Below are 24,614 nucleotides of genomic sequence, written 5' to 3'. Positions count from 1 at the left end.
CGGTATAATTTCCTTGGTTAATTTGAGTACTTGTCATACATAAATTATACCAAAAAATACACCTTCTTCTCTATAGAATTGGGTGTATTTTTTATGTCTGGGCTGTGACTTATCTGTCACAGCCCCTAACGTACGCTTTCTCCTTCAAAAATCGAGAAGGCAGCCGTCTGTTCCTTAACAGCAGTTTTTTCAATCAATGCATTCATATGCGCTGCGATATCCCTGGCATATGCTGTATAATCATATGCGAGTGCATGAAGAGCAGGTGACATCACGCGGCAAATCTCATGTCCGCCAAAGCTGATTACCGATGCATTCTGCGGAATCGCGATATGATATTCCCTTGCGAATTTGGTTAGGGGAATCGCCATCTCATCACGTTCCAGTAAAAGAAGATCAATTTTCTCCGTAAAGATTTCTTTTATTTTCTCATAGATATCCGCATAGCTGCCAGTACAGAGAATCACCTTGAGATCGATGGGCTGCCGTTTTTCATGATAGCAGTTTCGGATTCCCTGCAGCCGCTGATCCGCGAGCATCTGATCAACCCCGAGATAACGGACAACCAGCTGCTGCTTTTTCAGCATATAGGCTCCCAGCACCTCTCCGGCCTGTACCTCATGCAAACAACAGCAGTTCAGCTGTTCTTTATCCTCGTTCAGGAACAGAACCGGAATCGAGGTCGTACGCATCTGCTTCTGAATAAACTCCGCACTGGAACAGCCTTCGATGATGATACCGTTCACATTTTGTACAATATAGGAGGTAAGATATTTTTCCTCCAGCTCCTCCATTCCATCGGTCACACAGATTGAGAATGTGATACCCTGCTCCTTCAGCACATCCTTCAATGCATGAATTATATTTCTTGTGCGGGGCAGCGCAATATCCTTAACCAGCACGCCGAGCCGGTAATTTTTCTGTTTTACCCTGCCTGTGTGCTTCCCTTTTTCACTCTTTGTCTCCGCCGTTTTGTCATTTGCTTTATCTGTTTTACTTCCTCTGGCAACATAACCGGTCTCTTCAATGGCAGCACGTATCTTCTCTGCTATTTCCTCCCGTACATTTTCCTGTTTGAGATAGCGGGATACGGTTGCTTTGGAAACACCGGCAAGTTCAGCAACGTCCGCAATGGTAGCTTTTTTCATACTTCGAACATCCTTTCCATGAGTCATATAGCTTTATTTTACCTTATTTTCTATAAATTGGAAACCCTTTTTTCAGTAGCAGCCTCCAGAAGCTGTTCCAGCACGTGGGCCACCCCATGCGCTGCATTGCTCAATGTCTGATAGCCGGCGGCTTCCTTTATGATATCTTCGGCATTTGCCATTGCAAAGCTGTAACGAAATTCCCGCATCATGGACAGATCATTCAGACTGTCACCGAATACCATCACCTCATCCGGATGCAGCCCCTGTTTTGCGCAGAGCTTTTTCAAAGCCAGACCCTTTTGCGCATCGCTTGCTGTTATTTCTATATTATCGGCCACAGAATTCGTTACCGATGTCTGTTTCATGCCGGAAAGCTGCATCCGCACTGATTGCAGCTGCTGTGCATCATCCCCAAAGGCTTCCAGCTTATAAATAATCGGCTCCTCCATCAGATATTGAAAGGGATCATCGATTTCTCTGTCATACCTTCCAAAGGAGGATGTTTCCATGAGCTCATGAATTTCTTTATCCCGCATCCCCTGCTTGCGCATATGCCGGATAAACATTGCTCTGCCCTGTTTCGGTGTACTGCTCACAATTCCTTCATCGGTGTACATATGGTAGGGCAGCGTGCTTTCCTCCAGAATTCGCAATGCTGCCTCAGCGATTCCCGGCGTCAAGGGTGTATGAGACAGCCGTTTTCCATACGCATCCGTAATCAAGGCACCGTTCAGCAGCAGACAGTCACAGTGAATTCCTTCTTTTTTGAACATGGGCGCAACACTTTGATAATTTCGTCCTGTCGCCACCATAAAGTTGATACCTGCCTTATGAAGTCTTTGTATCGCCTGAATATTGCGCTGTGACAGCTGATGGTTTTCATCCAGCAGCGTGCCGTCCAGATCACATGCCACAAGTTTTATCATATAATACCCTCACTTTCACATACCTATTTATTTTACCATGCATTCGACTTTCTTCACAATGAAAATCGTGCTAGAATAAAGAAAAGACAGGAGTTGATCGATATGCTGGAAACTGGCAGCAAGGCCATTGATTTTACATTACCGGATGAACATGGCAATCCGGTTGCTTTACATGACTTCAGGGGAAAGAAGGTCGTTTTGTATTTTTATCCAAAGGATAATACACCGGGATGCACCAAACAGGCATGTGCATTCAAGGCAGCCTACGAGGAGTTTAAACGGGAGGATATCGTCGTAATCGGAATCAGCAAGGATTCCAGTGCTTCCCATATAAAATTCAAAGAGAAGTATGAGCTTCCCTTCCTTCTGTTATCGGATACAGAACTGAGCGTTATTCAGGCCTACGATGTCTGGAAGGAGAAAAAACTGTACGGGAAGACCTATATGGGAGTAACACGTTCCACGTATGTCATCGATGAGGAGGGAGTTATCATCAAAACCTTTGAGAAGGCCAGTCCCGCCAATAACGCTGCCGATATTCTGCAGTATGTAAAGGATATCAGATAGACATTATTGTACACGCTTCTTTGAACACAGAAAAAAGCAGCTGTGTGCTGCGTATTCCTTAGGTCATGAAGCGAGGAGATTTCCAATCACAAGCTCGGAAATCTCTTTTTTCTGTGCTTTTCGCTGATGAGGTTCAGCTATTTTCATGAGCTGTATGGATCCCATGCTGATCAGAGAGAATAAGCAGGCGATTCTGTATTCGCCTGCTTTTAACCGGATACTGTCAACTGCTTTCGACCTTGCACGAAAGAGACTGCGGATATCCTTTCGGGATTCTTACTCATGGCATAATGCAATAGATCGTATTTAACCATAGAATTTGAAGCCCCTGTTCGCAAACACCCTGCAGTAAAAAGGTTCCCTTTTTGACAGCCTCGCTCTTATTTTTTCTGCCGTATCCGCAATCGGCTTTTATGCAGCTGTCGCAGTGCTTCACTGCATGCATTTGCCTGAAACCACTGTTCAAGAAGACAGAGAAAACACGAAACCATGGAGAACAAAAGAAGGTGCTCCATAATCATCATGCAGATTTCTCTTGTCAGTCCGCTTGCCTGCACGATATGCAGGTAAAGCAGAGCTGCTCCTGTATACAGCAAGGTGAACAGCTGAAGTGACGCGGTCACGGAAACAAGCTCACCACCGTAAGAAAGCAGCACTTTTTTTCTTCTTAGAAAGAGCAGGGCAATTACGATGCATCCGATAGCGAAGCCACCGCCCAAAACAGCCCTGCGAAGCAATGCCTCAGCAGTGTCTGCGTGCAGATAGAGCAGAATGCCGTAAAGCGGTAAATCCAGCAGAAGAAAGATCACCAGTGCAGGGATACGGCAAATGAGAAGGCGATGTCTGGCTTGCAGTAGTAAGACGCTGCAGGCACTGCCTGTCAGAAGGATTGCGGCAACATTCAATGCTTGCATTCCATCATCCCTCCCTTCATTTCCGATAACAGCCTCTGCTGATGCAGTACCGCAAGAAGATGCTGCTGCAGCCACAGTAGCAGGTCGCTGCTCATGATGTATACATAATCCTCCTGTAAAAGCCCCACATCCTCATGAAAGTTGTAATACTGTATTTTCATCTGATGCAGATCCTGTATGGATATGGTGTTTAACTGATGCAGAGTTAGCAGGACAGCATTGATTGCATGATACCCGGGCTGTTCAACACTTTGTCGCGCAGCCATCATCACGTAACCATCCTCCTTCGCAAAGGGTACCTCCTGATAAAGCTGTATATAGGTGTTCAGATAGGAGAGAACCTCACATACATAGATTCGAATGTCCTTGTGCTGTACCGGAAGCTGTGAAGCCGCAGCATAATACAGCTGTTCCAGCAATTCTTCTTCCGGATCCCCGCCGTGTTTTTTTCTGCCATGCAGTGCTGAGTTGTAACGATTGATCCAGAAAAACGGCAGAATAGCCGATATGACATCAACCAGCGATGCGATCAGAAAGCAGATCAGCGCTGTATTGCGCGCCGCCTGCGATTGTGTAAAGCGCGAAAATGCAATTACCGTTATATCTGTGAAGGAATGATGCTTCTGATAGCTTTCATCAAGTGTTTTCATAATCCTGTTCACCGCTTCTTTATCCAAGGCCTGCAATACCTTAGCATGCTCTTTTAATGCATAATAGCTATCGGATATCTGAAGCTCCAGATCGATACGGAATTTCTGATATTCCTCCTGATGCATATTGCGGAATGGCAGAAAGGCACTCAGCAGACTGGAAACCGTGGATCCCTTTGCCTGCTGGTCAGAGCCCAGAATGTTATGTTTCTGCTGCAGCTTTTGAATATCCGTAAGGGTAAGCTTTTGAAATTTACGGTACTGCCCCACCATTTGAATAACCTGATCCAGACTTATATTCAGCGTTTTCAAATCCTTCATGCCTTCCGCATCAGCTTCCTTCAAAAAGGCGTTCAGTGTATCCAGTAAATGATTGTAGGACATCGTCAGATTCTGAAATTCGGTATATGCCTTTTGCGAAGGCTACTGACGGGTTTCAGCAGACAGCTCATCCAGCTCTTTTTTCATATGCTTCATACTCGCAGAACTGCTTGCGTTCTGCAGCTGCTTGATAGCTGCTTTCAGCTTTTCAGCCTTCTCCTCATTATCTGCAATCTTCTCCAGAGCCCTGGTCAGCTCCTTTTGATCCGTAGTCTGTGTAACACTGCTTCCTCCATCACTCTGCTGTGATGTGGTTACCGAGGTGGAAGGCTGGATGTTCTGAAGCGTACCGGATTTTTTCTGAATAGATGCGATAGCACTGTCGGTGATCTGTATCAGCTGGTTTGCCTGATTCTGCAAAGAATTCAACGCTCTCTCATAGGACACGTAATCCCCATACAGCGTGCGCAGCTCATCCTTGGCTGCTGCAAAGCTGCTCTGATATTCCTTATACTGATTTTTATAATCATTCAGTGGCGATATTGTATTATTGATGATTCCGACATAGGATGTAAGTACGGAAATACAGACAATCATAAGAAATATCATATAGCGTGTCGGCTTCATATGTGCATGCTGACCGGCCTGTTTACTGAAGTAAAACAACAAAACCTGAACAACCAGCGCAAACAAAAACGGTGCCAGCGGATTAAGATCGAGCAGATAATAGCGAGCGCCGCGATAGGTTGTTGTCAGCGATATCAGCTGCAGAGCAAAGGTCGCAAACAGTATAATCGTTGTTGCATGCTGACCGGTTCTTGCATTTCTGGGAAATAAAATATCCCTTATCTGCTGACTCTGTTCATCCTCCATGCGCAATATCTGTTTTCTGCTTTTCTGATTCTTCTGACGCAGCTGACAATCCTCTATTCGCTCACATACACTCTGCTTCAGCAAAGAAGCGAGCACACCTACACCGCGCAAACCCTTTTTCATACTGTTATACAGAGATAGAAACAGCTGTCCGATATCCTGCAGCGGATGAAACCCATGCTGCCTTCGTTCTTTTTTTTCTTGTTCCATAAAGCCTCCTTTTCCCCTATTGGTATTATAAATAACGAAATTTAAGGAACCTGGTAAAAAAAACAAAAGATTTTCTAAAGAAAAGACAGCATACGGTTACTTTTACGAATATCTGATATAAGCAATTACAATTATACACCGCCTAACGAAAGACGACGTATGGATACTGTACAGCTAACCCTGTGTGCTTAACATAAAAAAACTGCTGCGGATATGCGTCCGTACAGCAGTTTTATATCACCATAGCTTGTTCTTAGTACATTGGTCCGGCAGGCATTGGAGGTACCGGTGCCTCTTTTTCCTTAATTGCTGCAACACCAGCTTCTGTCGTCAGGAACAGAGCGGAAATACTTGCAGAGTTGAGAAGTGCACTTCTTGTTACTTTTGTAGGGTCTATGATGCCTTCCTTGAACATATCCACCCAGTTTCCATTCTTCGCATCGAAACCGATGTTTTCTTTTGCAGTTTTCTGCTGTTCAACAATCTCTTCCGCATTGTATCCTGCATTCTCTGCAATCTGTGCAATTGGTGCCAGCAGTGCATCCATGACAACCTTGATACCCTTCTGAACATCCACAACATCGGATTTCAGTTCATCCTTTAATGCGATATAAGCTTCAACCAGAGCAGCACCGCCACCGATTACGATACCTTCCGCAACCGCAGCACGTGTTGCATTCAAAGCATCCTCGATACGCAGCTTCTTTTCTTTCAGCTCGCTTTCTGTAGTTGCTCCAACCTTGATGATAGCAACACCATTGCTCAGCTTACCAAGACGCTCTGCATAACGCTTCTTGTCGTAATCACTCTTGCAATTTTCCATCTGTGCACTGATTTCTTTTACACGTGCGTCAATAGCATCTTTAGAGCCGTTACCACCAATCATCGTCGTATTGTCTTTTGTTACAACTACCTTCTTAACAGTTCCCAAATCTTCCAGCTTCATCTCCTTCAGATCCATGCTTAAATCCTTGGAATAGAAGTTTGCGCCTGTCAGAATTGCGATATCCTTCAGAATTTCCTTCTGGTTATCACCGAAGCCAGGTGCCTTGGTAGCTACTACATTAAAGGTACCACGCAGCTTGTTAACAACCAATGTGGAAGTAACTTCATTTTCAATATCATCTGCAATCAGCAGCAGCGGCTTGTTTGTCTGTACAACCTGCTCCAGAACAGGCAGGATTTCCTGTACATTATTGATTTTCTGGTCAGTGATCAGCACATATGCATTTTCCAGCTCAGCCTGCATTTTTTCATGATCGCTTACCATATATGGAGATACATAGCCCTTGTCATACTGCATACCTTCACTGATTTCCAGCTCTGTATCAAATCCATTGGATTCATCAACGGAAATTACACCGTTGCGTCCAACCTTTTCCATAGACTCGGCAATGATCTTACCAACTTCCTTGCTTCCACTGGAAATTGCTGCTACGCTTGCAATATCATTACTCGTTTCCACCTTGCGGGATTTTTCCAGAATATGCTTTGCTGCTTCCTTGCTTGCGTATTCAATTCCCTCTCTCATCAGGACAGGATTTGCACCCTTTTCCACCTGACGAAGACCGTTGCTGATCATGCTCTGTGCCAGAATAGTAGCAGTGGTTGTACCATCACCGGCAGTATCATTGGTTTTGTTCGCAACCTCATATACCAGCTTGGCACCCATGTTTTCAAACTTGTCTTCCAGCTCGATTTCCTTTGCGATGCTGACACCGTCATTGGTAATCAGCGGTGATCCGTATTCTTTCTCCAAAACGACATTACGTCCCTTTGGTCCAAGTGTTACACGTACTGCATCTGCCAGTACATTCACACCATTCAGCATTGCTGTTCTTGCATCTTTTGAAAAACGTACTTCTTTTGCCATGTTCCTTACCTCCTGTTATGTTTTATGCTAATACTGCTAAGATATCTTCTGCTTCTATAATAATGTATTCTTCTTCATCCAGCTTTACATTTGTACCAGAGTACTCTTTATATACCACCTTGTCATTCTCTTTGATATCAGCCTTGCTGTCAGGTCCGATTGCTACCACCGTTGCGTAGCTTGGTACATTCTTTGCATTGTCAGTCAGGATAATTCCGCTCGCTGTCGTCGTTTCCTTCTCTGCCTTTTCTTTCTTCAAAATGACGTTATCGTGTAATGGTTTCAACATATAAAAATACCTCCTTGTCTTTTAGCACTCGCAGTTCTCAACTGCTAACACATACTATTATACTCAAAATTAGCACTTTGGCAAGAGGATTGCTAAAAAAAGATGAGAAAATTTTTATTGCGAATTCCGAAGGCTTAGTTTTCTTAGATTTCAGGTAACATCTGTATGGTCCCTGTAAGGGCTGGTTACGCAGTATTCTATGCAGAAGCACTGCAGCATATGCAAAAAGAACCCGTTGCTCAGAACGGATCCTTTTTATTTGATTTATCTTCAATTCTTTGCTCTTTATAAGTTACAGCACTCAATCACGCATAGCATGTGGTGTCGGATGTTGTCTTACGGAATGAAGGAAGCAATCAAACAATTATATTGTATAGGCAGAGTCCTTTAACGTAATGGCAAACTGCTTCAGAAACAATGCAATATCCTTTTGCACATCTGTTGCCTTTTCAAACCGGATATTCTGACGCTTCCATGTTTTCTGTGCAATCTGAACACTTGGAATTCCCAGCTTTTCCACTGTCGCTGTTTCAACAGCCCCGGCAATTGAGGTGTCATCCGCCTTTTTCACAAATGCCTCCGCTTCCTTTCTGTAAGCGGCAACCTTCTCCTCGCTACCCTTCTTAATAAACAATGCAGCCTGCGGATATCCGCTTTGCTCCATGTTATTTGCTGCCTTATATTCCTTCTGCAGATCCTTCAAAACCTTGAGTTCAATTCCTTTTTCCTTCGCCTTTGCAATGGTTGCAGTAGCAGCAGGCTCTGCCAGAAGACCAACAGCAGCCTTTTTACTCAGCAGCTGTGCCTGCACTTCATTTGCAGAATTGAAATAACGGATTTCAGGAGTAAACGACGATATATCCATACTGCTTTCCAATACCTTCTGCGGAACCGCCTTTTCACCGAAGGCCGCAAACATTCCCTCTTTACTCAAATCCGCTTCATCACTTCCGATAATATACAGATTGCCCCATGTGACGACAGAGTCCAGAAGATACGCACTCTTATCCTTGGAAAGCAGCGTTGCTCCCAGGTTGATCGGAGCTATGATCGCATCATACTCACCATCCTTTTTCGCAAGCTGTGCACGCAATACATCCGTTCCGTCAACGGTATCGATGGTTACGTTCTGATTACCGTAAAGCCCAAGCACGGACAGAGACGGTGCTCCCATAGGCGCCAGAATTTTGATAGGCTCCTCTTTCTTAGATTCCTTTTCTTCCTGCTTGCTGCTCTGGGTGCTACAGGCTGTCATCGAAACAGCCAGTATTGCTGCAAGCGCCCCCTTAAGCAGCTTCATTACAGTTTTTTCTCCTTCACTGCTTTCTCCATCATAGCAATGAAGTCATCCAGTGACATCGTTATAGATTCCCTGCTTTGTGCACGGCGCAGTGTAACACTTCGGTTTTCAATTTCACCGTCACCGATTACAAGCTGGTACGGAATTTTGGAAAGCTGCGCTTCACGAATACGGTATCCCAGCTTTTCGTTTCTTGCATCCAGCTTACTGCGAAAGCCAAGTGCACATAATTTCTCATGTACCTCATTTGCATATCCCAGATGCTTCTCATGATGAACCGGAACCACACTGACCTGCTGCGGTGCCAGCCATACTGGGAAATGTCCTGCGAAATGCTCAATCAGGATACCGATAAAGCGTTCAATGGAACCGAAGATTACGCGATGAAGCATGACCGGACGTACCTTGGAGCCGTCTTTTTCAACATAAGTTAAATCAAATCGCTCCGGCAGATTCATGTCCAGCTGAATGGTACCGCACTGCCATTCTCTTCCCAGAGAATCCTTGATATGGAAATCCAGCTTCGGACCATAGAATGCTCCGTCTCCCGGATTCACCTTATAATCCTTTCCTGCATGAACGCAGGCATCTGCCAATGCTTTTTCACTCTGCTCCCAAATCGCCAGATCTCCAATGTATTTCTTTTCAGGACGTGTAGAAAGCTCGATGCGATAGCTCAGTCCGAACACCGAATATACACGATCGATGAACTGAATCAGCTGCATAACTTCGCTTTCAATCTGATCGGGACGCATAAAGATATGTGCATCATCCTGTGTAAACGTACGGACGCGGAACAATCCGTTTAATGCGCCGCTTGCCTCATGACGGTGCACCTGTCCGAGCTCTCCCATACGCAATGGGAGATCCTTATAGGAATGCAGCCCGTTCTTAAACACCAGCAAAGAACCCGGGCAATTCATCGGTTTGATTGCGAATTCACGATCATCAACCATGGTCGTATACATGTTCTCTTTATAATTTTCCCAGTGACCACTCACCTCCCACAGCTCTTTGCTCATCATGATTGGTGTTTTGATAAACTGATAGTTTTCCTTTGTGTGCTCTTCATACCAGAAGTTTTCCAGCAGATTGCGGATAATCATTCCGTTTGGCAGGAAAAATGGCATACCTGGAGCGAATTCGCTCATCATGAACAGTCCAAGCTCTCTTCCCAGCTTTTTGTGATCACGCTTTTTCGCTTCCTCCAGCAGATGCAGATGATCCTCAAGCTCCTCAGCTGTCGGGAAACAGATACCGTAGATTCTCTGCAGCATCTTATTGCTGGCATCTCCCTTCCAGTAGGCACCGGAATGCTTCAGCAGCTTGAAATTTTTCAACTGCTTAACTGTATCGACATGCGGTCCCCGACACAGGTCAATGAACTCCCCCTGCTGATAACAGGTGATTGTACCATCCTCCAGATCACTGATCAGATCAATTTTGTAGGGGTCATCTTGGAACATTTCCAAAGCCTCTTCCTTGGAAATCTCCTTTCGTACGATACGCTTGCCGTCCTTGGCAATCTTTTTCATTTCCTTTTCGATTTTCGCAAGATCCTCTTCCTTAATTACTTCATCACCCAGGTCAATATCATAATAGAAGCCCTCACTGATGACCGGCCCTACCCAGAATTTTGCCTGTGGATACAAGCGCTTTACCGCCTGTGCCATCATATGTGCACAGGAATGATTCAGCCTGCTTAATTCCTCATGCTCTTTAATATCAATCATATTCATTTCCTCCTATCCAGAATATATCGTAGCATTCATTTGTTTCCGGTATGCGATAGCTTCGTTCCCAGCATCCACCAGCGTGCAGAATCGTTTTTTTCGACGCGATATTATCATCGCGACAACTGACCATTACCGCTTGCAGTCCATATTCCCGTTTTGCAAGTACAACTGCCTGCTTCAGCATCTCTTTGGCGATTCCCTGCCTGCGATATGCCGGATGCACGCGGTATCCGATGTGCCCGATAAACTTTCTCAGATATGCATTGAGCTCATGCCGCAATACAAGCGTGGCAACGACTTCACCATGCTGCCTGACAACATACAGACTGCTGGAAACAACACCCTCTGGCAGATTTGCACCGATATGCCAATCTGTCTGTGCCTTCAGAAAAGCAGACATATCCGCATACTGAAGGCGAAACGGCAAAACATCTGTTTCCTCTGCATCCTTACAGACATCCTCATAACGCTGCAGGGCTTCAGCGTCAGAAACTTGTGCCAGTACAAGCTGCATATCATCATCTCCTTCAACAAAAAAAAGACTGCATCCAAAGGACGTTCAGTCTTACACGCGGTACCACCTTTGTTCATATGATTCCTCATATGCACTCAAACCCGTAACGCAGGCATGCGGCTTTCCCTTTCGGGTGCTACTCCAAGGTAGTAAGATCAGCATTCCTTCAAAGGACTTTCACCTGCCGTCCTTCTCTCTGCATCAGAATAATGACCCCATGTCCTTTTCCTCGTATTTAACTCCTGTCTATTTTATACACCATTCCAGACGATATGTCAAATACTTCTCCCATAAAAACAAATTCGCCATAGTATTCAGAATTTGTAAACATATTTTCAAAATATTCCGTATTTTACAGCTTTTATGTATTCCGCTTACAAATTGGTAAATTTTAACAGTTTAATTTCCACTGAAGTCTAGTATAATTTTCACATGCATGGAAAGGAGTATGTACATGAGAAAAACTTATGGTTATGTCCGAGTTTCCAGTCAGGACCAAAATGAAGCTAGACAATATCTGGAATTATTGGACATGGGAATTGACAAAAAGTATATTTACATGGATAAACTGAGTGGTAAAGATTTCAATCGGCCTGCGTATCATAAGCTTGTCTATAAGAAACTGAAACAGGGGGATCTGCTTGTCGTAAAAAGTATCGATCGTCTTGGCAGAAACTACAATGAGATTCTGCAGGAATGGAAATACATAACCAAGGACAAAAAAGTGGATATCAAGATTCTGGATATGCCGCTTCTCGACACAGATCAGAAAAAAGATCTGATTGGCACTCTGATTGGGGATATCGTATTGCAGCTGCTCAGCTTTGTTGCGGAAAATGAGCGTGTGAATATCCATCAGCGGCAGGCTGAGGGAATCCGTGCAGCGAAAATGCGTGGTGTGCGGTTCGGCCGGCCAAAAATCGCATTACCGGAGGACTTCGAGGAGATTGTGTATTTATGGCAGCAGGGGGAGCTGCAAAGCAAGGAAGCAATCGCTATTTCCGGTTTGAAATATTCAACCTTCTATAAGAAGGTCAAGGAGCTGGAGGACGGTAAGCTGAATTCCGAGACATCAAGATAGCGGCTTTGCATAACAAGGAAAAGGGAAAAGAAAACAAGTCCGTAAAACGCAAGGACTTGTTTTTATGATAGACTTACCAGCTTCCGCCGCCTCCGCCGCCAAAGCCGCCACCGGAGAAACCGCCTCCAGAGAAGCCTCCACCGCCAAAACCGACAAAGCTACCTCCGCCGCTTCCGCCTTTTGGTGCCGGAACGTATGTAGCTGCAGCTGAAATATCATGAAAGCAGTAATGGAAATGATTCCACCACAGCATGGTGGTAAAAACACCTGTGGAATCATAGCCCTGATACCAGTTTGGTGCTGCCACCGCAATTGTTTCGAATTTTTTCACCCAAACATCACTTACACCAAGAACATATGCGTAAGGAAGAATGGAGAAAAATGCATAGGGATCGTCCTTTGCAAGAAGCTCCAGACGGTCCTTCTCACAGGTTAGGATAAAATCCTTCAGACCGAGAATCTGTCCCAGCCAGCGCGTGCCCTGCTCACTGCGCTTGTCCATGAATATCATGATCAGAATCAGTAAAATGGTAATGACGGCATGAAGCAGTACCGCCCACATACTGCCGCCTACCAGCAGCTGCAAAACAGCATTCACGGCAATCAGAATTCCATTCAGAAAGACCATAAGGCACATAACCAACACAAAAGTCGGCTTCTTCATTACATAACGCTTACGCATGATAATGATCCATGGGATACAGGATACCATCAGTAGCACGGACGGTATAACATAGGGAATTGCAAATAAATTCATTTCATACTTGGCCTTTGCACTGAAGAAGGATAACAGCAAGCCCGGAAGGCCAATCAATAGGATCATAATCACTTGAAGTACCACAGAGGTATTCGTAAATATGCGTTTCTTTGGATCTTTGTTAAAATAATTCCGCAGCATACTTTTGGCACTGGCAAGCCCTCTTCGCACTTCTTCGTTCTTCATTCCCTCTTCCCTGACGATGGTTTCGTAAAGGAATATAGAATCAAAAAATGCACGTTCATAGGCATGACTGTTCTCTTTCGTCATATCCTTTAGCTTCTCCAACTGAAATCCGTCCTTTTCATCATATATTTTTATGAAGCCGCGATTTGCCCAGTCGATGATCAGAGACAGAATATCCTTATTTTCTACGGTATTATCGATCACATAACCCACACCGGCACTGTCCAGACCATCCGGTGCTTTAAATTCAACCGTCGCGATGATCTCATCATCCCGTCCGTATTTCCAGAACAGCGAAAGAGCCGCCAACAGCAGTATGCCAGACGCTATACTCACCGGTATGGAATAATCCTTCGGTTTTGGATAGATAAAATATCCGTTTGGCAGATTAACCTTTATGGTTGCACTTTCATTGGACAAAAGAAGCCTGCCGGTTTCTCCCTTGATATGCAGCTGATCCACCTCATGTGTGAGGTTCGTTGTCGTTTCCCCGAAAGCCCCGCTGTAGGTAAACACCGCATTTTCATCAAAATCCTTCGGCATTTTTATGTCATAGGACAAATGACGAATCTGAGTATCAAAGCCGTATGCAAGATTCCAATACAATGCCTGCGCATGGTTACTCAAATCCAGATCCTTCGTCTTTACATGATAAGAAATCTCATACTTCTGTTCCCCGTATACCGTCTTATCCGGATCACCGAGCTTAACAACCACCGCATCAGCGTTGCCCTCAAGAGAGCAGGTTCGGTTACAGGTTACTTCACTGACCGGAAAATAATAGCTCTTCTTTTCCAGCTTTCCATCCACAGACCACTCCATATCATAGGAGGTTGGGATATTACGAAAAAATCCATGCTTTGCTTCTGTAAAATTCAGCACATAGGTTTCTGTAATGTCAATACCACCATCCTCATGTACCTCCATAGACACATGCAGATCATCAATAATGAAAGCCTCCTGCGCATCCACCGGTATAAGCGTTGCCGCAAACAGCAAACAGCAGACCGCAATCCATCGTTTAATTTTTTTCATTGTTGTTTCCCTCATAAGAACATGTTGTTGCATGTTTTTCCAAGCGCGCCTTTATGCCGCTTTTCAGCTCACAGTTATGCATCAGCCTTCAGCTGTTGCACATACTATGCAGCCGGATACCGCCTTATTTTTCAAAGGATAAAAAGGAATAGCTGTGCTATCCCTTTAAAACTGTACCTTTACGTTTTCACGCTGGGCAGCATCCTCGATTTCATACAGCGGCTTCTTCGTCTTATGGAACATGCCGGCAAGCAGATTGCTTGGGAACATTTCCACAAGATTGTTGAATTTCACACATACTGCATTATAGTATTTACGTGAATTTGCAATTTCAGATTCGATATTCTGCAGCTCGTTCTGCAGCTGTGTAAAATGCTGATCCGCCTTTAGGTTCGGATACTGCTCACTGATGGCATACAAAGGCCCCAGCATAGACTGAAAATTCTTCTCGGATTTGATTTTTTCATCCAATGACTGCGCATTTACAGCAAGATTTCGCGCACTGATAACCCTTTCCAGTGTCTCTGATTCATGCTTTGTATAGCCCTTGATGGTTTCCACCAAATTCGGAATCAAATCATAGCGCTTTTTCAGGTATACATCCATCGTAGAAAACGCCTCTTCCACTTTATTCTGCAGCTTTACAAATTTATTATAGGTTGAAATAACCCATAGCAGAATGAGCACGACTACAACAGCAATAATAATCATTATCATAGATATTCCCTCCTTTTATTAGCTAGATTATACCATAGAAGACATAGCTTCACCAGAAATTCTTTTCTCACGGCGTATTTCCATAAAAGCTCCTCTTCCTCGCTATACAAAACGCAGATAGAAAAAAGACCGGAACCCCCGGTCTAGAATACAAAATTTCCCTGTTCAAAGACGGCTACCTCGCACCCGTCTTCACAAACTCCGGTTATTTTCATATCCGGACTGCCAAACATGAAATCCACGTGGGTCATGGAATGATTGGCCCCTGCTTCCTTCAGCTGTTCCTCACTCATATCGACACCACCTGCAACATTCATCGGATACGCATCTCCCAATGCTAGGTGACAGGAGGCATTTTCATCAAACAGCGTATTCAGAAACAGAATACCGCTCTTACTGATTGGAGATTCGTAAGGCACCAGAGCAACCTCACCTAGATAACAGCTTCCCTCATCGAAATGAACGAGTGAGGACAGTGTGTCATATCCTTTCTCGGCGCCAAAATCAATAACCTTTCCATCCTGAAAGAGAAACCAGAAATCCTCAATCAGCGTTCCGTTATAATCCAGCGGCTTTGTGGCGTACACCTTGCCATTTACCCCGGTTTTCTTCGGCATCGTAAAAATTTCCTCCGTTGGCATGTTTGGATTAAACTCTACACCGGCTACTGTTTTTTCACTTCCTCCGGCCCATAGGTGATTTTTAACAAGCTCTACCCATAAATCCGTACCCCCTGCATTTTCAAAATGCAGCTTCTGGAAGCGATGCGTATTTAAGATCTGCTCCCTGCGTGCAAAATTTTCCTGCAGGTCGATCCATTCCTGAATTGGATCATTCTCTGCCTCAACATGTACAGCACTGAGGATTCGATCCCACAGTTCCTCTACAGCAGCCTCTTCGCCCTCGAATTCAGGGAAAACCAGATTCGCCCATTCCCTATTCGGAGCCGCGACGATGCACCACTGTGTTTTATTCATCATGGTATAAGACTGCAGTTCTTTTCCAGCCTTCGCCATAGCCAGACGTGCCTTGCTGATTTTTTCAGCATCCGCATCCTTTAAAATGCCGGGAATATCACTGATGATATGCAGAATGCAGGCTCCTTCTTTCATATAATCCAGCTTGCAGTCGATCTGCCAGGGCCGTACCGTACACAGGGTTTCCTCGTCCTGATACTGATAATGCTGCTTGGAAACGTAATCATCCTTATAGAAAACGAGTACCTCCTTTGCCCCTGCCTGATATGCTTCTTCCACACAGGCGCGTGTCATCTCCAGCGCTTCCACGGAGGTATTGATAATCAGCGTCTGTCCCTTTTGCAGGTTAACACCCTTGCGCACCGCAAGCTTTGCATATTTCTGTAAACGTGCATCCATTTTCCTACTCCTTTACGTATGCCATCGGCAGCATAGCTGCACCAATAATCCCCGGTTCATCCAGCTCAGCCTCCATAAATACCACAGTCTGCATTCCCTTATGAATCATATTACGGAAATAATTCTCCATCTTATCGAAGAATACATCCTTGCCCTTCATAACACCGCCACCAACGACAAAGACCTCCGGATCCACAACGTGCGCAATCTGGGAAAACATCACTGCCAGATCATACGCCACCGCATCACAGATTTCCAATGCCTTGGCATTTCCCTTGCGCGCCAGATCAAACACATCACCGGCATGCTGAACAGCATCTTCACCAAACGCCGCTTTCCCCTTACGGGTAATCGCCGTACCGCTTGCTTCATTTTCTACGGCTCCGACATTCAGATAATTCACCTTCTCACGGTTTCTGTCAATAATCAGATTGGCAATTTCCCCGGCATGTCCGTTTCTTCCGGCGATCACCTTCTGATTGACAACCAGAGCACCGCCAATGCCCGTGGAGATCGTAACATAGTAAACGATATCTTTTCCTTTTCCAGCCCCCTGCAGTGCCTCCCCCATACCGGCAACATTCACATCATTATCCAGGAATGTCGGTACGTGGAAATGCTCTTCAATTCTGGAGGCGATTGGATACCCCTCAAATCCCGGCAGATTGGTAGCCAGAATCATCTTGCCGTTTTTCGTGTCTACAGGACCCGGCACACCCATGCCAATACCGGCAACTGCTTCATATCCTTCAATACGTTCGATCATGGATATGATTTTACTAACTACCTGCTCCACACCTTTGCCGATTTCAGTAGGTTCCTTTACAATTTGCAGGATGGCACCTGTTTCATCAACTTTTGCCACTCTGACGTTTGTACCGCCCAAATCAACACCAATATACGTTTTCATAAAAAAGCTCCTCCTTTAAGACTTGTCTATATTGTATCATATCTGAAGGAGCTTTTCCTTAAATATAACAAATTTATCAGCGTGCACTGCTCTCCTTCACATATGTTTTTTCGTAATGAAAAAGCGGCATGCGTACACTGCCGGAGGTTATGACCTGATAAATTCGCAAATCATCCTTCACCCCCCTGTTTTCAATACGGACATCGTAATTTGCCGCATGTGTCAGCTGATCGATAACTGCAGGCGAAAAATCACTGCTTTCCAGTTCATGAACAACTCCGTAATGAAAATCATTGAGCTTGGCAATCTGCATCTGTGCTGACATCACGTTGATAAACAAAACACAAACAAAGGTTAGAAATATCATTGATAATGCACTTGTGATACTAATTTTCATAATACCTCCTTAATCCACCAGCACCTGAATGTGCTTCACACTCTTCATTCCCAGGGAATTACGGACGACACATCGAACCGTATACACTCCCTTTTTCATCGGGTTTACCTGCCCGTAAAATTCCAGCTTTTCACTGATATCACCATCCATATGGTCAATCGCCCTCACATGTTCCCTGATCTGATAGCTGCTGCCCTGCGGTATGCGCTGATTCTGTGCAAGTATCTGTGGAAAGGAATGCTCCAGCAGCATCTGATTGATGTGCAGCTGCGTATTCTCCATCTGTTTACTTTCCTGTTCCATATAGGTCTTTGCACTCAGGCTCCATCCCCCGAATGCGGAAAAAACGACCGTAATGATCAGAATCGTAACCCAGACGGGTACGCTGATTCTGACTGCATTTTCCATTAGAACAGCCTCTCCAGCAGTCTGCTGATGACATCCGTGTACGTTGCAAGAGACAGCATTGCCATAACAGAAAAAGCACAAATCAGTTCTACCATCAGTTCCACACTTTCTTTTACTGTCGTATCCATACTAAACTCCCAGCAGCGGCATGGACGTAAACAGATAATAGAATACCGTAAGCATGGCACTTGCACAAAGCAGCATCACTACGACCTCAACAGCCGTTTCTGTCGCATGTTCCATCAGCTCATGATCAGCTGGGATAAAATCAAAGATACAAAAAACATATACATACAGGGAACACTCATCATGATCATAGTCAGCGTATCGGCTGTAAAGAGCTCGCTGCGATAACGTCGCTCGCGCTTATCCCTTTCAATCCTCGAAAGGGCTTTTGTAAGTGCTGCTATCTCATATTTCAATTTATCCTTCGAAAGACTGCGATATTCATACAGCTTCATCATGATATCCCGAAATCCATCGATTTCATACATGGATAGAAAATTTAGATAAGCGTCTTTATCGGAATGATCCAGCGTAATCTGCTGTATGAAGCACTCCAGATCCGGTTTGAGAATTTCCGGTGCAGAAGCATAGGAGAGTGAGATTGCATTATAAATATTGTTTTCTCCAATCAATGCATATATCGTGTTAACCCAAAGAATGATGGCATCACTGATCTGTCTGCAGCGCTGATTGTGTCGAAGCCTGAGCCACAGCCAGGGCAGCTTATAGCCGCCATAGGTAAAGCCTACGGCACAAACTATACAGACAGGAGGCGAAGAGCGTTTTATAACCGCCAGCAGCACCCCTATCAGTCCCATAAAAAGCATGAAGGCAAAGCGTATGAGCGAATAATGCCATTCCTCTTTATGTTCAAGCAGATAGCCGTATCGCGTTGTATCATGTGTCATCCATTGCATAACCTGATTCATTTATTCATCCCTCCTCAGCCATTTCTTATTCACCAGCGACATATAAACCACCAGAAACAAAAGCATCAGTATCTCAAGCTCAAGAAATGTAAAAAGCTGATACTGCGCATTTTCAATAATGCCTTCCTGCACCTGCGCATCCTGATAGGCAAGTACGGAGTATACACTGATGGCAAAGGAAAGTACCGTCATGAGGAAAAACATATATTTGGCAGATTTTTTCTTTTTCTGAAACATAAGCATGCTGTTTTTCCAGCCATCGTAATCAATCAAATCCAAATTGTAATAGACAGAATCCCCACCCTGCTTCTCTCCGGTTATGAGCAGTGAGTGCAGTCGCTTCAAATAGGTGTTTTCGTAGAACTCCTCTATGTAGCCAAGTGCTTTGGCATACTCTCCGCTGTCTTCGATTTCCATAACTGCACGATGAATGCACACGGACATTTGCGAATCATCCGCAAACAAATTGCAGGTTTCCTTCAGCGCTGTATTTAACTTTCCGTATACCTTGAAATACATGCGCATTCCTTCAAAGTAATGACAGTATTCCTCAAAGCGTTTTTTCTCACTCTGATAGATAAAATAAGAGGAGATCACTGCCGGTAGCAGCAGCATTAACGTTGCGATTACCACACATGTATACAGCAGCTGCAGCCTTTGCATATAACAGATTGCCCCCACACATAAACAGGCACCGCCGATGGTCAGCAAAAGATCCCTTTTGGAATAAGCACAGCCATAGGTTTCTATCAGCGGCTTCTTTGTAAAGCTATAGGTTTTCAATTCCTTCCCTCCAATCCAGCTGAATATTCTGATTTGCAAAATACTTTTTAAAATACTCCGGCATCGCATATCGAATTGCCTGTTCCTCTCTTTGTTCATAGAGAAGACATTTCTGCGGTACTCTGTCTGCATCATTCCAAAACAGGGCAATCTGTCCGATATAACGGCGCAGCCTTCCGTTTCGCATGACTCTGCAGGGGGTGATGCATACCTGAATATAGTCGTGTATGGTAGAAAGCAGATGATGATCATTCTTGTTTGAAGAAAGCTGTATCATGCGCTGCGGCATTAACAGAGCATCCTTTACATGCAGCGTTGCCGTTACTCTTGCCGAACTGCTCAGCACCAGAAAAAGATCATCCACAGCCTCATCACGAACTTCCTGAAAGCAGACATAATCTGCATTGTCACGCAGAATACACGAGGTTGCCGCAGTATATGACATGATATCATTTATGATATACTGTCGGATATTGCGCTGCGGATACAATTCGAGCATGCGCATTTCATCAATGTCACTAAGCAGAACGATACTCGCCTGATCATCACACATACTCAGCATTGTTTTCATCAGCTGTGTTTTTCCGGTTCCTACCTCACCTCCGAAAATCACGCTCATCCTTGCAATTACACAGGCCCGCAGAAAATCAAATACCGCAGAGCTGCAGTATTTCGTTTTTTTCGCCGTCTTTGGCGTAATCACGAGCTCTATCGGATTTTTCCTTATGCTCAATGTAAATCCGGATGTGGAGAAGGACTGATGTGTCGCATGTATGCGCAAGCCATCTATCTCACCATCCAGCTTCGGATGCTCATAATTAAACTGGTCATTGATTGCGCCGGAATTGCAGAGTCTGTTCAGCAGCTGCTCCAGATAGCCAGGCTCCAAAAGTGCTGCTCTGCTTTTTCCTTTGTGCACATGTGTTGTATAAACTGTTTTTCCGTTACTGTCAATGTCCGTAATCATCGCATCATTTACAAATGGCTGCAGAATTCCAAAATCAAATGCCATATTAGCTGCCTGCTCCGGTCGAATTGAATAGGTTATTTGTCTGCTCTACGGTTTTATCAGAAACACTTTTTGAGTATTCCTTGCTTGTAGCGATAAAGATACTTCCAACAACAAGTGCCAGTACAACAAGAACAGCTATTTTAGGTGCATTTTCCATTTTCATTTGTCCTTTCCGTGGGGTTGCCACAAAAAAAGCACATTACTATGTGCACGCTTTTTGACAGGAAGACATAACCTGTATATGATCAGGGGAGATCATATGCCTCAATAATCATAGTTTTTCGCAGCCTGCGCTGATCTCTGACTCCATTCATATGAACAAAGTCTGCGGTCAGCTCTACATCCAGTAATCCATCCCTGCTGATATCCATAATTCGCAGGGTGTAATCCGTATCCGAATTGATATTGGATGCAAATTCACGCAAAAGCTCAGCCTCCATGCCGGATTCATCCACTGCATACATTTTATGGATTCCTACCGCCTTTAGCGAGTTTCGCATACTGATTTCTGCGGCATCCTCCATCTCACTTTTTCTCTGTGATATGGAATTGATATCCATCACAAGCAGAATAGAGACAGAAAAGCAAATCATCAAAATACTATATTTGATAACGGATTTCATACTCACCTCCTAAGATATGAAAATTCTTCCAGAAACGCCTTGTTCTCCTGCGTTGAATACCCGTGCGCTGCATTGAAACTGCGGATTTTTGCAATATCCTCTGCCGTGAGATGCCAGGTGCACTCTGCCTGCGCTGAGGTTTTCTGCAGGGACTGTGTCAGCCTTTGAAATTGTGTTGTCGCTCTCCAATAGCTGTCCGGATGCAGTGTCTGAATATGGCTGGCGGATATTGAGCGAATATATTTTCTGGAGCGATCCTCTTGTGCACGTTTATCCAGAACGATAACCTTGATATTTTTTTCGGAACGGTTTCCTGCGCTGTCTTTTACTTCATAGGTTAACTCATAGGTTCCCTGCTTTTTCAGATTCGTCGTATCTTTGAGAACTGTCAGCCGTGCGCTGATATCACCATCCTCCTTATCCTGTGCCTTCGCCCGTTCCAGGCGTATCCGCTGCCATTCCTGCACCGTATACAAGTCCTCAAAGATATGGATATCCTGTGCAGTGATTACCGGTTCCTCATCCCAATAGGCATACAGCGTCATAGAGTTCTTCACAGGCTGCCGGAAGTCGTACCTCACACCTGCAGCCGTATACCAGCCCATAAATTTATTATTCTTTTTTACTGGATCAGCTGGCGTACCTGCTTTATCTCCATAAGTGATGGTCTGAGATGCAACAAAAGAGCCTCCATTGGAATCAAAGGTAACAGTGAAGGTCCGTATTTTATAGGAGGCAGTAATGGTTCTGTTTCCCGTAACATTGGTATAATCGCCCTTCCATCCCTGAAAAATATACCCTTCTCTGGTCGGCGAGGACGGCGGAGATGCATTTCCGCCATGTGAAACCGTTTGTGTTTTCAACACACGCCCATCCCAATCCAAAAAATTCACAGTATAGGTGTTGGTAGCATATTGGGCTGTTATCACCAAATCCTCACGGACATTTTGAAAGGGCTTATCCCATCCGGTAAACGTCTTATCTGTTTTATTGGATACCTTTGGAGCTGATGCGCTCTTATACCTCTCCACTGTTTGTGTCTTCAATACCGTACCGTCATCATCAAGAAATTTGACCGAATAGGATGGCAGAGGAATATTGATGGATTTGGTCACATTCACAACGGTTAATGCTCCGTCCTTAATATCACGAAGCTCAACGACATGTGTTCCTGATTTTATGGTTACTGTTTTTTCTCCGCACAGCTGTGTTTTGTTTGCTATATGCTTATCAATCCAGCTGGAAAAGGTTGCAACCTTTTTATTATCGAGGAAAACACCGACAGGTACTTTCTGATAAATATAGGAACCAGCACTTCCCTTATGTGTTATGTAATATCGAAACCGGTATTTCATTGTCATAGCCTCATCGTCAAAGCCAACTAATTCATGAGTTATTGTTTCAAAAAAACTCCCATTATTCCATGATCCGATTTTTGTAAAACCTACAACCTTTTCCTTATTACTCAAAGGCTTAAATGCCTGTGTGGTTAATGCTCCTGCGCTTACATAAACCGGCTCTATCATAGGGAATATTACAAATATAAAAAGAAATAACAGTACTGAAAAACGGAATGATTTCTTCATTTCTTGTTCCCTCCTTTCAAATTAAAAAAGCTAGAATTCTAGCTTTTTTAATTATTTAAAGAAATCTACAGTCCAAGGTGTTGTTCCATCACCAGCATTAGCATAGTTACCATCAAATGGTTGTCCTATTTCCATATAATATCCATACCACGGACTGCCTTCTAACTTTACCTGTTCATTCGCCCATGCATATGCCTCATCATATGTTGCAAAAACACGTCCACTGTTGCCTAATAAATTAGATGGAAAATTATCAACTGTCATAACAGGAAGTTTTTCCTCCGGCGGATACACAGGCTCCTTCTCCGCAGCATTACCGCTTGTTGCTTGCGATGAATCCGGCTTTGGATTCGCATCCTTCGGTTTATCACTGCTCTGGTTACCTGATGTAGAAGATGATGCATGGCTCTGTTCAGGCTGCTGCACTTTTGTTTCTGTATCTGTTTTATCTGCACCCTTACTTTCTGAAGCCCTTTCACTCTTTTTGTTATCCTTCTTTTTCTCTTTCTTTTTTGTATCCTTTTTTGCTGCTTTTCCCGTATCGATGGAAACCTCTGCGGAAGCATGCTCCTGCTTTAACCCTGATTTCTCCTTACCATCGCTTGTAAACTGCACAAGCAGACTGTTTTTCTCTGACAGATTGCCGCTGCTATCCTTAACCTGCACATCGAAAACGACTTCTTTATCAGACTCTGGAATCCGCTTGAGTCCAGCGAACGATTGAAACTTCTTATCATAGTTATCCGTGATAACGGCATTATCGCGAATGGCATCATTCACTTTATCAAGATTTGAACCCAGCTTGAAAATCAAACGCTTCTTTTTCCATTTCAGAATCGGCCTTTCTTTATCAACAATCTTCACCTTCAGCTTATAATCCTCATTTCCGTAAGCAATGGTGATTGAATAAGTTCCCAGCTTTTGAATATCCAGATTCCCGCTTTTTACCGTCACCTTATCTGCCTTGTCAACGGAATCAAAAAAGCAGGACGCAGACAAATCCAGTTCCTTATGCACAGGTATTTCAATCTCCCCGCTTTTTAATACCGGCGTGGATGAACAGCCCATAAGCAACAGTGTCGTCAGCAAGCCTGCTGAAAAAAAACTCTTCTTCATATCTTCTTCCTCCATTTCATTCCCACGTAATCATTATACTATAGATTTCATGAGACGCAATACCTCTTTTATTCTTACAACCTCCTTTCAAAAAAAAGAAACACGACAGGCTCATGTTTCCTTCAATTCTTTACATTAGTATAATACCATGAAACACCGTGCAGTTCCCACGCAAATTTCAGGCAAAAAACACGCAGCTGCAACGCAAAAAAAGAGCATGATCACTCATGCCCGGTATTCTTCGGGTATCCAAAATATTTGGGGGGCTAAACTTTAGGGGTCAATTTAGGGGTCTGAACTTTGAGGGACACTTTAGGGGGATAAATCCCAAAAGAAACAGGTGGCATTCATCTGTTTCTTTTTCTATA

General features: G+C 44.2%; 27 protein-coding genes. 3 read left to right on the top strand and 24 right to left on the bottom strand.

Annotation, left to right across the window (positions count from 1 at the left end; genetic code table 11):
• Positions 1–125: 125 nt before the first annotated feature.
• The gene (locus KSZ58_RS21580; RefSeq protein ID WP_009269319.1) at positions 126–1,148 is read right to left on the bottom strand and encodes a LacI family DNA-binding transcriptional regulator; all 1,023 of its coding nucleotides are present in this window, start codon (positions 1,146–1,148) and stop codon (positions 126–128) included.
• A 50-nt stretch (positions 1,149–1,198) separates the two neighbouring features.
• Positions 1,199–2,077, bottom strand: coding sequence for a Cof-type HAD-IIB family hydrolase (locus tag KSZ58_RS21575; RefSeq protein WP_008819391.1), 879 nt, complete (start codon positions 2,075–2,077; stop codon positions 1,199–1,201).
• A gap of 102 nt (positions 2,078–2,179) precedes the next feature.
• On the opposite strand from KSZ58_RS21575, the gene bcp reads away from it, so the two are divergent.
• Positions 2,180–2,644: a thioredoxin-dependent thiol peroxidase gene (gene bcp / locus KSZ58_RS21570; RefSeq protein WP_009269320.1), complete on the top strand. Its 465-nt coding sequence runs from the start codon at positions 2,180–2,182 to the stop codon at positions 2,642–2,644.
• Between the two features lie 145 nt (positions 2,645–2,789).
• Complete coding sequence (locus KSZ58_RS21565) at positions 2,790–2,954, top strand: hypothetical protein (protein ID WP_021420324.1); 165 nt, start codon at positions 2,790–2,792, stop codon at positions 2,952–2,954.
• Between the two features lie 70 nt (positions 2,955–3,024).
• On the opposite strand, the gene KSZ58_RS21560 is transcribed toward KSZ58_RS21565, so the two are convergent.
• From KSZ58_RS21560 to KSZ58_RS21530, 8 genes are all read right to left on the bottom strand, one after another.
• Positions 3,025–3,558 (bottom strand): hypothetical protein, encoded by a 534-nt coding sequence (locus KSZ58_RS21560; protein ID WP_009269321.1) that lies wholly within the window; start codon positions 3,556–3,558, stop codon positions 3,025–3,027.
• Entirely contained in the window at positions 3,546–4,592 is a 1,047-nt protein-coding gene (locus tag KSZ58_RS23015) for a hypothetical protein (RefSeq protein ID WP_009269322.1), read from the bottom strand. Before KSZ58_RS23015 ends, KSZ58_RS21560 begins: the two co-directional genes overlap by 13 nt.
• A gap of 39 nt (positions 4,593–4,631) precedes the next feature.
• Positions 4,632–5,612, bottom strand: a complete 981-nt coding sequence (locus KSZ58_RS23010) for a hypothetical protein (RefSeq protein ID WP_009269323.1) — start codon at positions 5,610–5,612, stop codon at positions 4,632–4,634.
• Positions 5,613–5,865: 253 nt separating this feature from the next.
• Positions 5,866–7,485: a chaperonin GroEL gene (gene groL, locus KSZ58_RS21550; RefSeq protein WP_002608673.1), complete on the bottom strand. Its 1,620-nt coding sequence runs from the start codon at positions 7,483–7,485 to the stop codon at positions 5,866–5,868.
• Between the two features lie 22 nt (positions 7,486–7,507).
• Complete coding sequence (locus KSZ58_RS21545) at positions 7,508–7,774, bottom strand: molecular chaperone GroES (protein WP_002608672.1); 267 nt, start codon at positions 7,772–7,774, stop codon at positions 7,508–7,510.
• A gap of 364 nt (positions 7,775–8,138) precedes the next feature.
• Positions 8,139–9,074, bottom strand: a complete 936-nt coding sequence (locus KSZ58_RS21540; protein WP_217752934.1) for a hypothetical protein — start codon at positions 9,072–9,074, stop codon at positions 8,139–8,141.
• Positions 9,074–10,807 carry a threonine--tRNA ligase gene (gene thrS / locus KSZ58_RS21535; RefSeq protein ID WP_021420322.1) on the bottom strand — a complete coding sequence of 578 codons (1,734 nt, stop codon included), beginning with the start codon at positions 10,805–10,807 and terminating at the stop codon, positions 9,074–9,076. The genes KSZ58_RS21540 and thrS overlap by 1 nt, the downstream gene beginning before the upstream one ends.
• Complete coding sequence (locus KSZ58_RS21530; protein ID WP_217752933.1) at positions 10,800–11,324, bottom strand: GNAT family N-acetyltransferase; 525 nt, start codon at positions 11,322–11,324, stop codon at positions 10,800–10,802. Before KSZ58_RS21530 ends, thrS begins: the two co-directional genes overlap by 8 nt.
• A 454-nt stretch (positions 11,325–11,778) precedes the next feature.
• Between KSZ58_RS21530 and KSZ58_RS21525 the strand changes: the two genes are divergently transcribed.
• A complete protein-coding gene (locus KSZ58_RS21525) occupies positions 11,779–12,405 on the top strand; it encodes a recombinase family protein (RefSeq protein ID WP_008727571.1) in 627 nt (208 codons plus the stop codon).
• Between the two features lie 73 nt (positions 12,406–12,478).
• Here KSZ58_RS21525 and KSZ58_RS21520 read toward each other — a convergent pair whose 3' ends face one another.
• From KSZ58_RS21520 to KSZ58_RS21460, 14 genes are all read right to left on the bottom strand, one after another.
• Entirely contained in the window at positions 12,479–14,383 is a 1,905-nt protein-coding gene (locus KSZ58_RS21520) for a DUF2207 domain-containing protein (protein ID WP_217752932.1), read from the bottom strand.
• Between the two features lie 165 nt (positions 14,384–14,548).
• Positions 14,549–15,100 carry a LemA family protein gene (locus KSZ58_RS21515; protein ID WP_008727570.1) on the bottom strand — a complete coding sequence of 184 codons (552 nt, stop codon included), beginning with the start codon at positions 15,098–15,100 and terminating at the stop codon, positions 14,549–14,551.
• Between the two features lie 143 nt (positions 15,101–15,243).
• Positions 15,244–16,476, bottom strand: a complete 1,233-nt coding sequence (locus KSZ58_RS21510; RefSeq protein WP_008819399.1) for an aminopeptidase — start codon at positions 16,474–16,476, stop codon at positions 15,244–15,246.
• Positions 16,477–16,480: 4 nt separating this feature from the next.
• The gene (locus KSZ58_RS21505) at positions 16,481–17,386 is read right to left on the bottom strand and encodes an ROK family protein (protein ID WP_002608664.1); all 906 of its coding nucleotides are present in this window, start codon (positions 17,384–17,386) and stop codon (positions 16,481–16,483) included.
• Between the two features lie 76 nt (positions 17,387–17,462).
• Positions 17,463–17,783, bottom strand: coding sequence for a hypothetical protein (locus tag KSZ58_RS21500; protein ID WP_008819400.1), 321 nt, complete (start codon positions 17,781–17,783; stop codon positions 17,463–17,465).
• Between the two features lie 9 nt (positions 17,784–17,792).
• Complete coding sequence (locus KSZ58_RS21495; RefSeq protein WP_008819401.1) at positions 17,793–18,191, bottom strand: immunoglobulin-like domain-containing protein; 399 nt, start codon at positions 18,189–18,191, stop codon at positions 17,793–17,795.
• On the bottom strand, positions 18,191–18,319 hold the full coding sequence (locus KSZ58_RS23320; protein WP_269835552.1) for a hypothetical protein: 129 nt from the start codon (positions 18,317–18,319) through the stop codon (positions 18,191–18,193). Before KSZ58_RS23320 ends, KSZ58_RS21495 begins: the two co-directional genes overlap by 1 nt.
• Positions 18,320–18,433: 114 nt before the next feature.
• On the bottom strand, positions 18,434–19,126 hold the full coding sequence (locus KSZ58_RS21490) for a hypothetical protein (RefSeq protein ID WP_008819402.1): 693 nt from the start codon (positions 19,124–19,126) through the stop codon (positions 18,434–18,436).
• Positions 19,127–19,909, bottom strand: a complete 783-nt coding sequence (locus KSZ58_RS21485) for a hypothetical protein (protein ID WP_008819403.1) — start codon at positions 19,907–19,909, stop codon at positions 19,127–19,129.
• Positions 19,896–20,921: an ATPase, T2SS/T4P/T4SS family gene (locus KSZ58_RS21480; protein WP_008819404.1), complete on the bottom strand. Its 1,026-nt coding sequence runs from the start codon at positions 20,919–20,921 to the stop codon at positions 19,896–19,898. The genes KSZ58_RS21485 and KSZ58_RS21480 overlap by 14 nt, the downstream gene beginning before the upstream one ends.
• Position 20,922: 1 nt before the next feature.
• Complete coding sequence (locus KSZ58_RS21475; RefSeq protein WP_002608656.1) at positions 20,923–21,078, bottom strand: hypothetical protein; 156 nt, start codon at positions 21,076–21,078, stop codon at positions 20,923–20,925.
• 88 nt (positions 21,079–21,166) lie between these two features.
• A complete protein-coding gene (locus tag KSZ58_RS21470) occupies positions 21,167–21,544 on the bottom strand; it encodes a hypothetical protein (RefSeq protein ID WP_008819405.1) in 378 nt (125 codons plus the stop codon).
• A gap of 2 nt (positions 21,545–21,546) precedes the next feature.
• On the bottom strand, positions 21,547–23,130 hold the full coding sequence (locus tag KSZ58_RS21465; RefSeq protein WP_008819406.1) for an InlB B-repeat-containing protein: 1,584 nt from the start codon (positions 23,128–23,130) through the stop codon (positions 21,547–21,549).
• Between the two features lie 51 nt (positions 23,131–23,181).
• Entirely contained in the window at positions 23,182–24,246 is a 1,065-nt protein-coding gene (locus tag KSZ58_RS21460) for a hypothetical protein (protein ID WP_217752931.1), read from the bottom strand.
• Positions 24,247–24,614: the final 368 nt, after the last annotated feature.

This window comes from Erysipelatoclostridium sp. DFI.2.3 (assembly GCF_019132535.1).
GTDB classification, from domain to species: domain Bacteria; phylum Bacillota_I; class Bacilli_A; order Erysipelotrichales; family Erysipelotrichaceae; genus Clostridium_AQ; species Clostridium_AQ innocuum.
Note: the sequence above shows the minus strand (reverse complement) of the source record. Positions and strands in the feature narration are given on the sequence as shown.

What these genes read in the sequence shown, in the direction of transcription:
- KSZ58_RS21470 (WP_008819405.1), bottom strand. Translation starts at nt 21,544, where the DNA reads ATGAAATCCGTTATCAAATATAGTATTTTGATGATTTGCTTTTCTGTC.
- KSZ58_RS21475 (WP_002608656.1), bottom strand. Translation starts at nt 21,078, where the DNA reads ATGGAAAATGCACCTAAAATAGCTGTTCTTGTTGTACTGGCACTTGTT.
- KSZ58_RS21465 (WP_008819406.1), bottom strand. Translation starts at nt 23,130, where the DNA reads ATGAAGAAATCATTCCGTTTTTCAGTACTGTTATTTCTTTTTATATTT.
- KSZ58_RS21460 (WP_217752931.1), bottom strand. Translation starts at nt 24,246, where the DNA reads ATGAAGAAGAGTTTTTTTTCAGCAGGCTTGCTGACGACACTGTTGCTT.
- KSZ58_RS21505 (WP_002608664.1), bottom strand. Translation starts at nt 17,386, where the DNA reads ATGAAAACGTATATTGGTGTTGATTTGGGCGGTACAAACGTCAGAGTG.
- KSZ58_RS21540 (WP_217752934.1), bottom strand. Translation starts at nt 9,074, where the DNA reads ATGAAGCTGCTTAAGGGGGCGCTTGCAGCAATACTGGCTGTTTCGATG.
- KSZ58_RS21520 (WP_217752932.1), bottom strand. Translation starts at nt 14,383, where the DNA reads ATGAAAAAAATTAAACGATGGATTGCGGTCTGCTGTTTGCTGTTTGCG.
- KSZ58_RS23010 (WP_009269323.1), bottom strand. Translation starts at nt 5,612, where the DNA reads ATGGAACAAGAAAAAAAAGAACGAAGGCAGCATGGGTTTCATCCGCTG.
- KSZ58_RS21545 (WP_002608672.1), bottom strand. Translation starts at nt 7,774, where the DNA reads ATGTTGAAACCATTACACGATAACGTCATTTTGAAGAAAGAAAAGGCA.
- KSZ58_RS21500 (WP_008819400.1), bottom strand. Translation starts at nt 17,783, where the DNA reads ATGAAAATTAGTATCACAAGTGCATTATCAATGATATTTCTAACCTTT.
- thrS (WP_021420322.1), bottom strand. Translation starts at nt 10,807, where the DNA reads ATGATTGATATTAAAGAGCATGAGGAATTAAGCAGGCTGAATCATTCC.
- KSZ58_RS21495 (WP_008819401.1), bottom strand. Translation starts at nt 18,191, where the DNA reads ATGGAAAATGCAGTCAGAATCAGCGTACCCGTCTGGGTTACGATTCTG.
- KSZ58_RS23320 (WP_269835552.1), bottom strand. Translation starts at nt 18,319, where the DNA reads ATGGATACGACAGTAAAAGAAAGTGTGGAACTGATGGTAGAACTGATT.
- KSZ58_RS21575 (WP_008819391.1), bottom strand. Translation starts at nt 2,077, where the DNA reads ATGATAAAACTTGTGGCATGTGATCTGGACGGCACGCTGCTGGATGAA.
- KSZ58_RS21580 (WP_009269319.1), bottom strand. Translation starts at nt 1,148, where the DNA reads ATGAAAAAAGCTACCATTGCGGACGTTGCTGAACTTGCCGGTGTTTCC.
- bcp (WP_009269320.1), top strand. Translation starts at nt 2,180, where the DNA reads ATGCTGGAAACTGGCAGCAAGGCCATTGATTTTACATTACCGGATGAA.
- KSZ58_RS21525 (WP_008727571.1), top strand. Translation starts at nt 11,779, where the DNA reads ATGAGAAAAACTTATGGTTATGTCCGAGTTTCCAGTCAGGACCAAAAT.
- KSZ58_RS21560 (WP_009269321.1), bottom strand. Translation starts at nt 3,558, where the DNA reads ATGCAAGCATTGAATGTTGCCGCAATCCTTCTGACAGGCAGTGCCTGC.
- KSZ58_RS23015 (WP_009269322.1), bottom strand. Translation starts at nt 4,592, where the DNA reads ATGTCCTACAATCATTTACTGGATACACTGAACGCCTTTTTGAAGGAA.
- KSZ58_RS21515 (WP_008727570.1), bottom strand. Translation starts at nt 15,100, where the DNA reads ATGATAATGATTATTATTGCTGTTGTAGTCGTGCTCATTCTGCTATGG.
- groL (WP_002608673.1), bottom strand. Translation starts at nt 7,485, where the DNA reads ATGGCAAAAGAAGTACGTTTTTCAAAAGATGCAAGAACAGCAATGCTG.
- KSZ58_RS21480 (WP_008819404.1), bottom strand. Translation starts at nt 20,921, where the DNA reads ATGGCATTTGATTTTGGAATTCTGCAGCCATTTGTAAATGATGCGATG.
- KSZ58_RS21565 (WP_021420324.1), top strand. Translation starts at nt 2,790, where the DNA reads ATGAGCTGTATGGATCCCATGCTGATCAGAGAGAATAAGCAGGCGATT.
- KSZ58_RS21490 (WP_008819402.1), bottom strand. Translation starts at nt 19,126, where the DNA reads ATGAATCAGGTTATGCAATGGATGACACATGATACAACGCGATACGGC.
- KSZ58_RS21510 (WP_008819399.1), bottom strand. Translation starts at nt 16,476, where the DNA reads ATGGATGCACGTTTACAGAAATATGCAAAGCTTGCGGTGCGCAAGGGT.
- KSZ58_RS21530 (WP_217752933.1), bottom strand. Translation starts at nt 11,324, where the DNA reads ATGCAGCTTGTACTGGCACAAGTTTCTGACGCTGAAGCCCTGCAGCGT.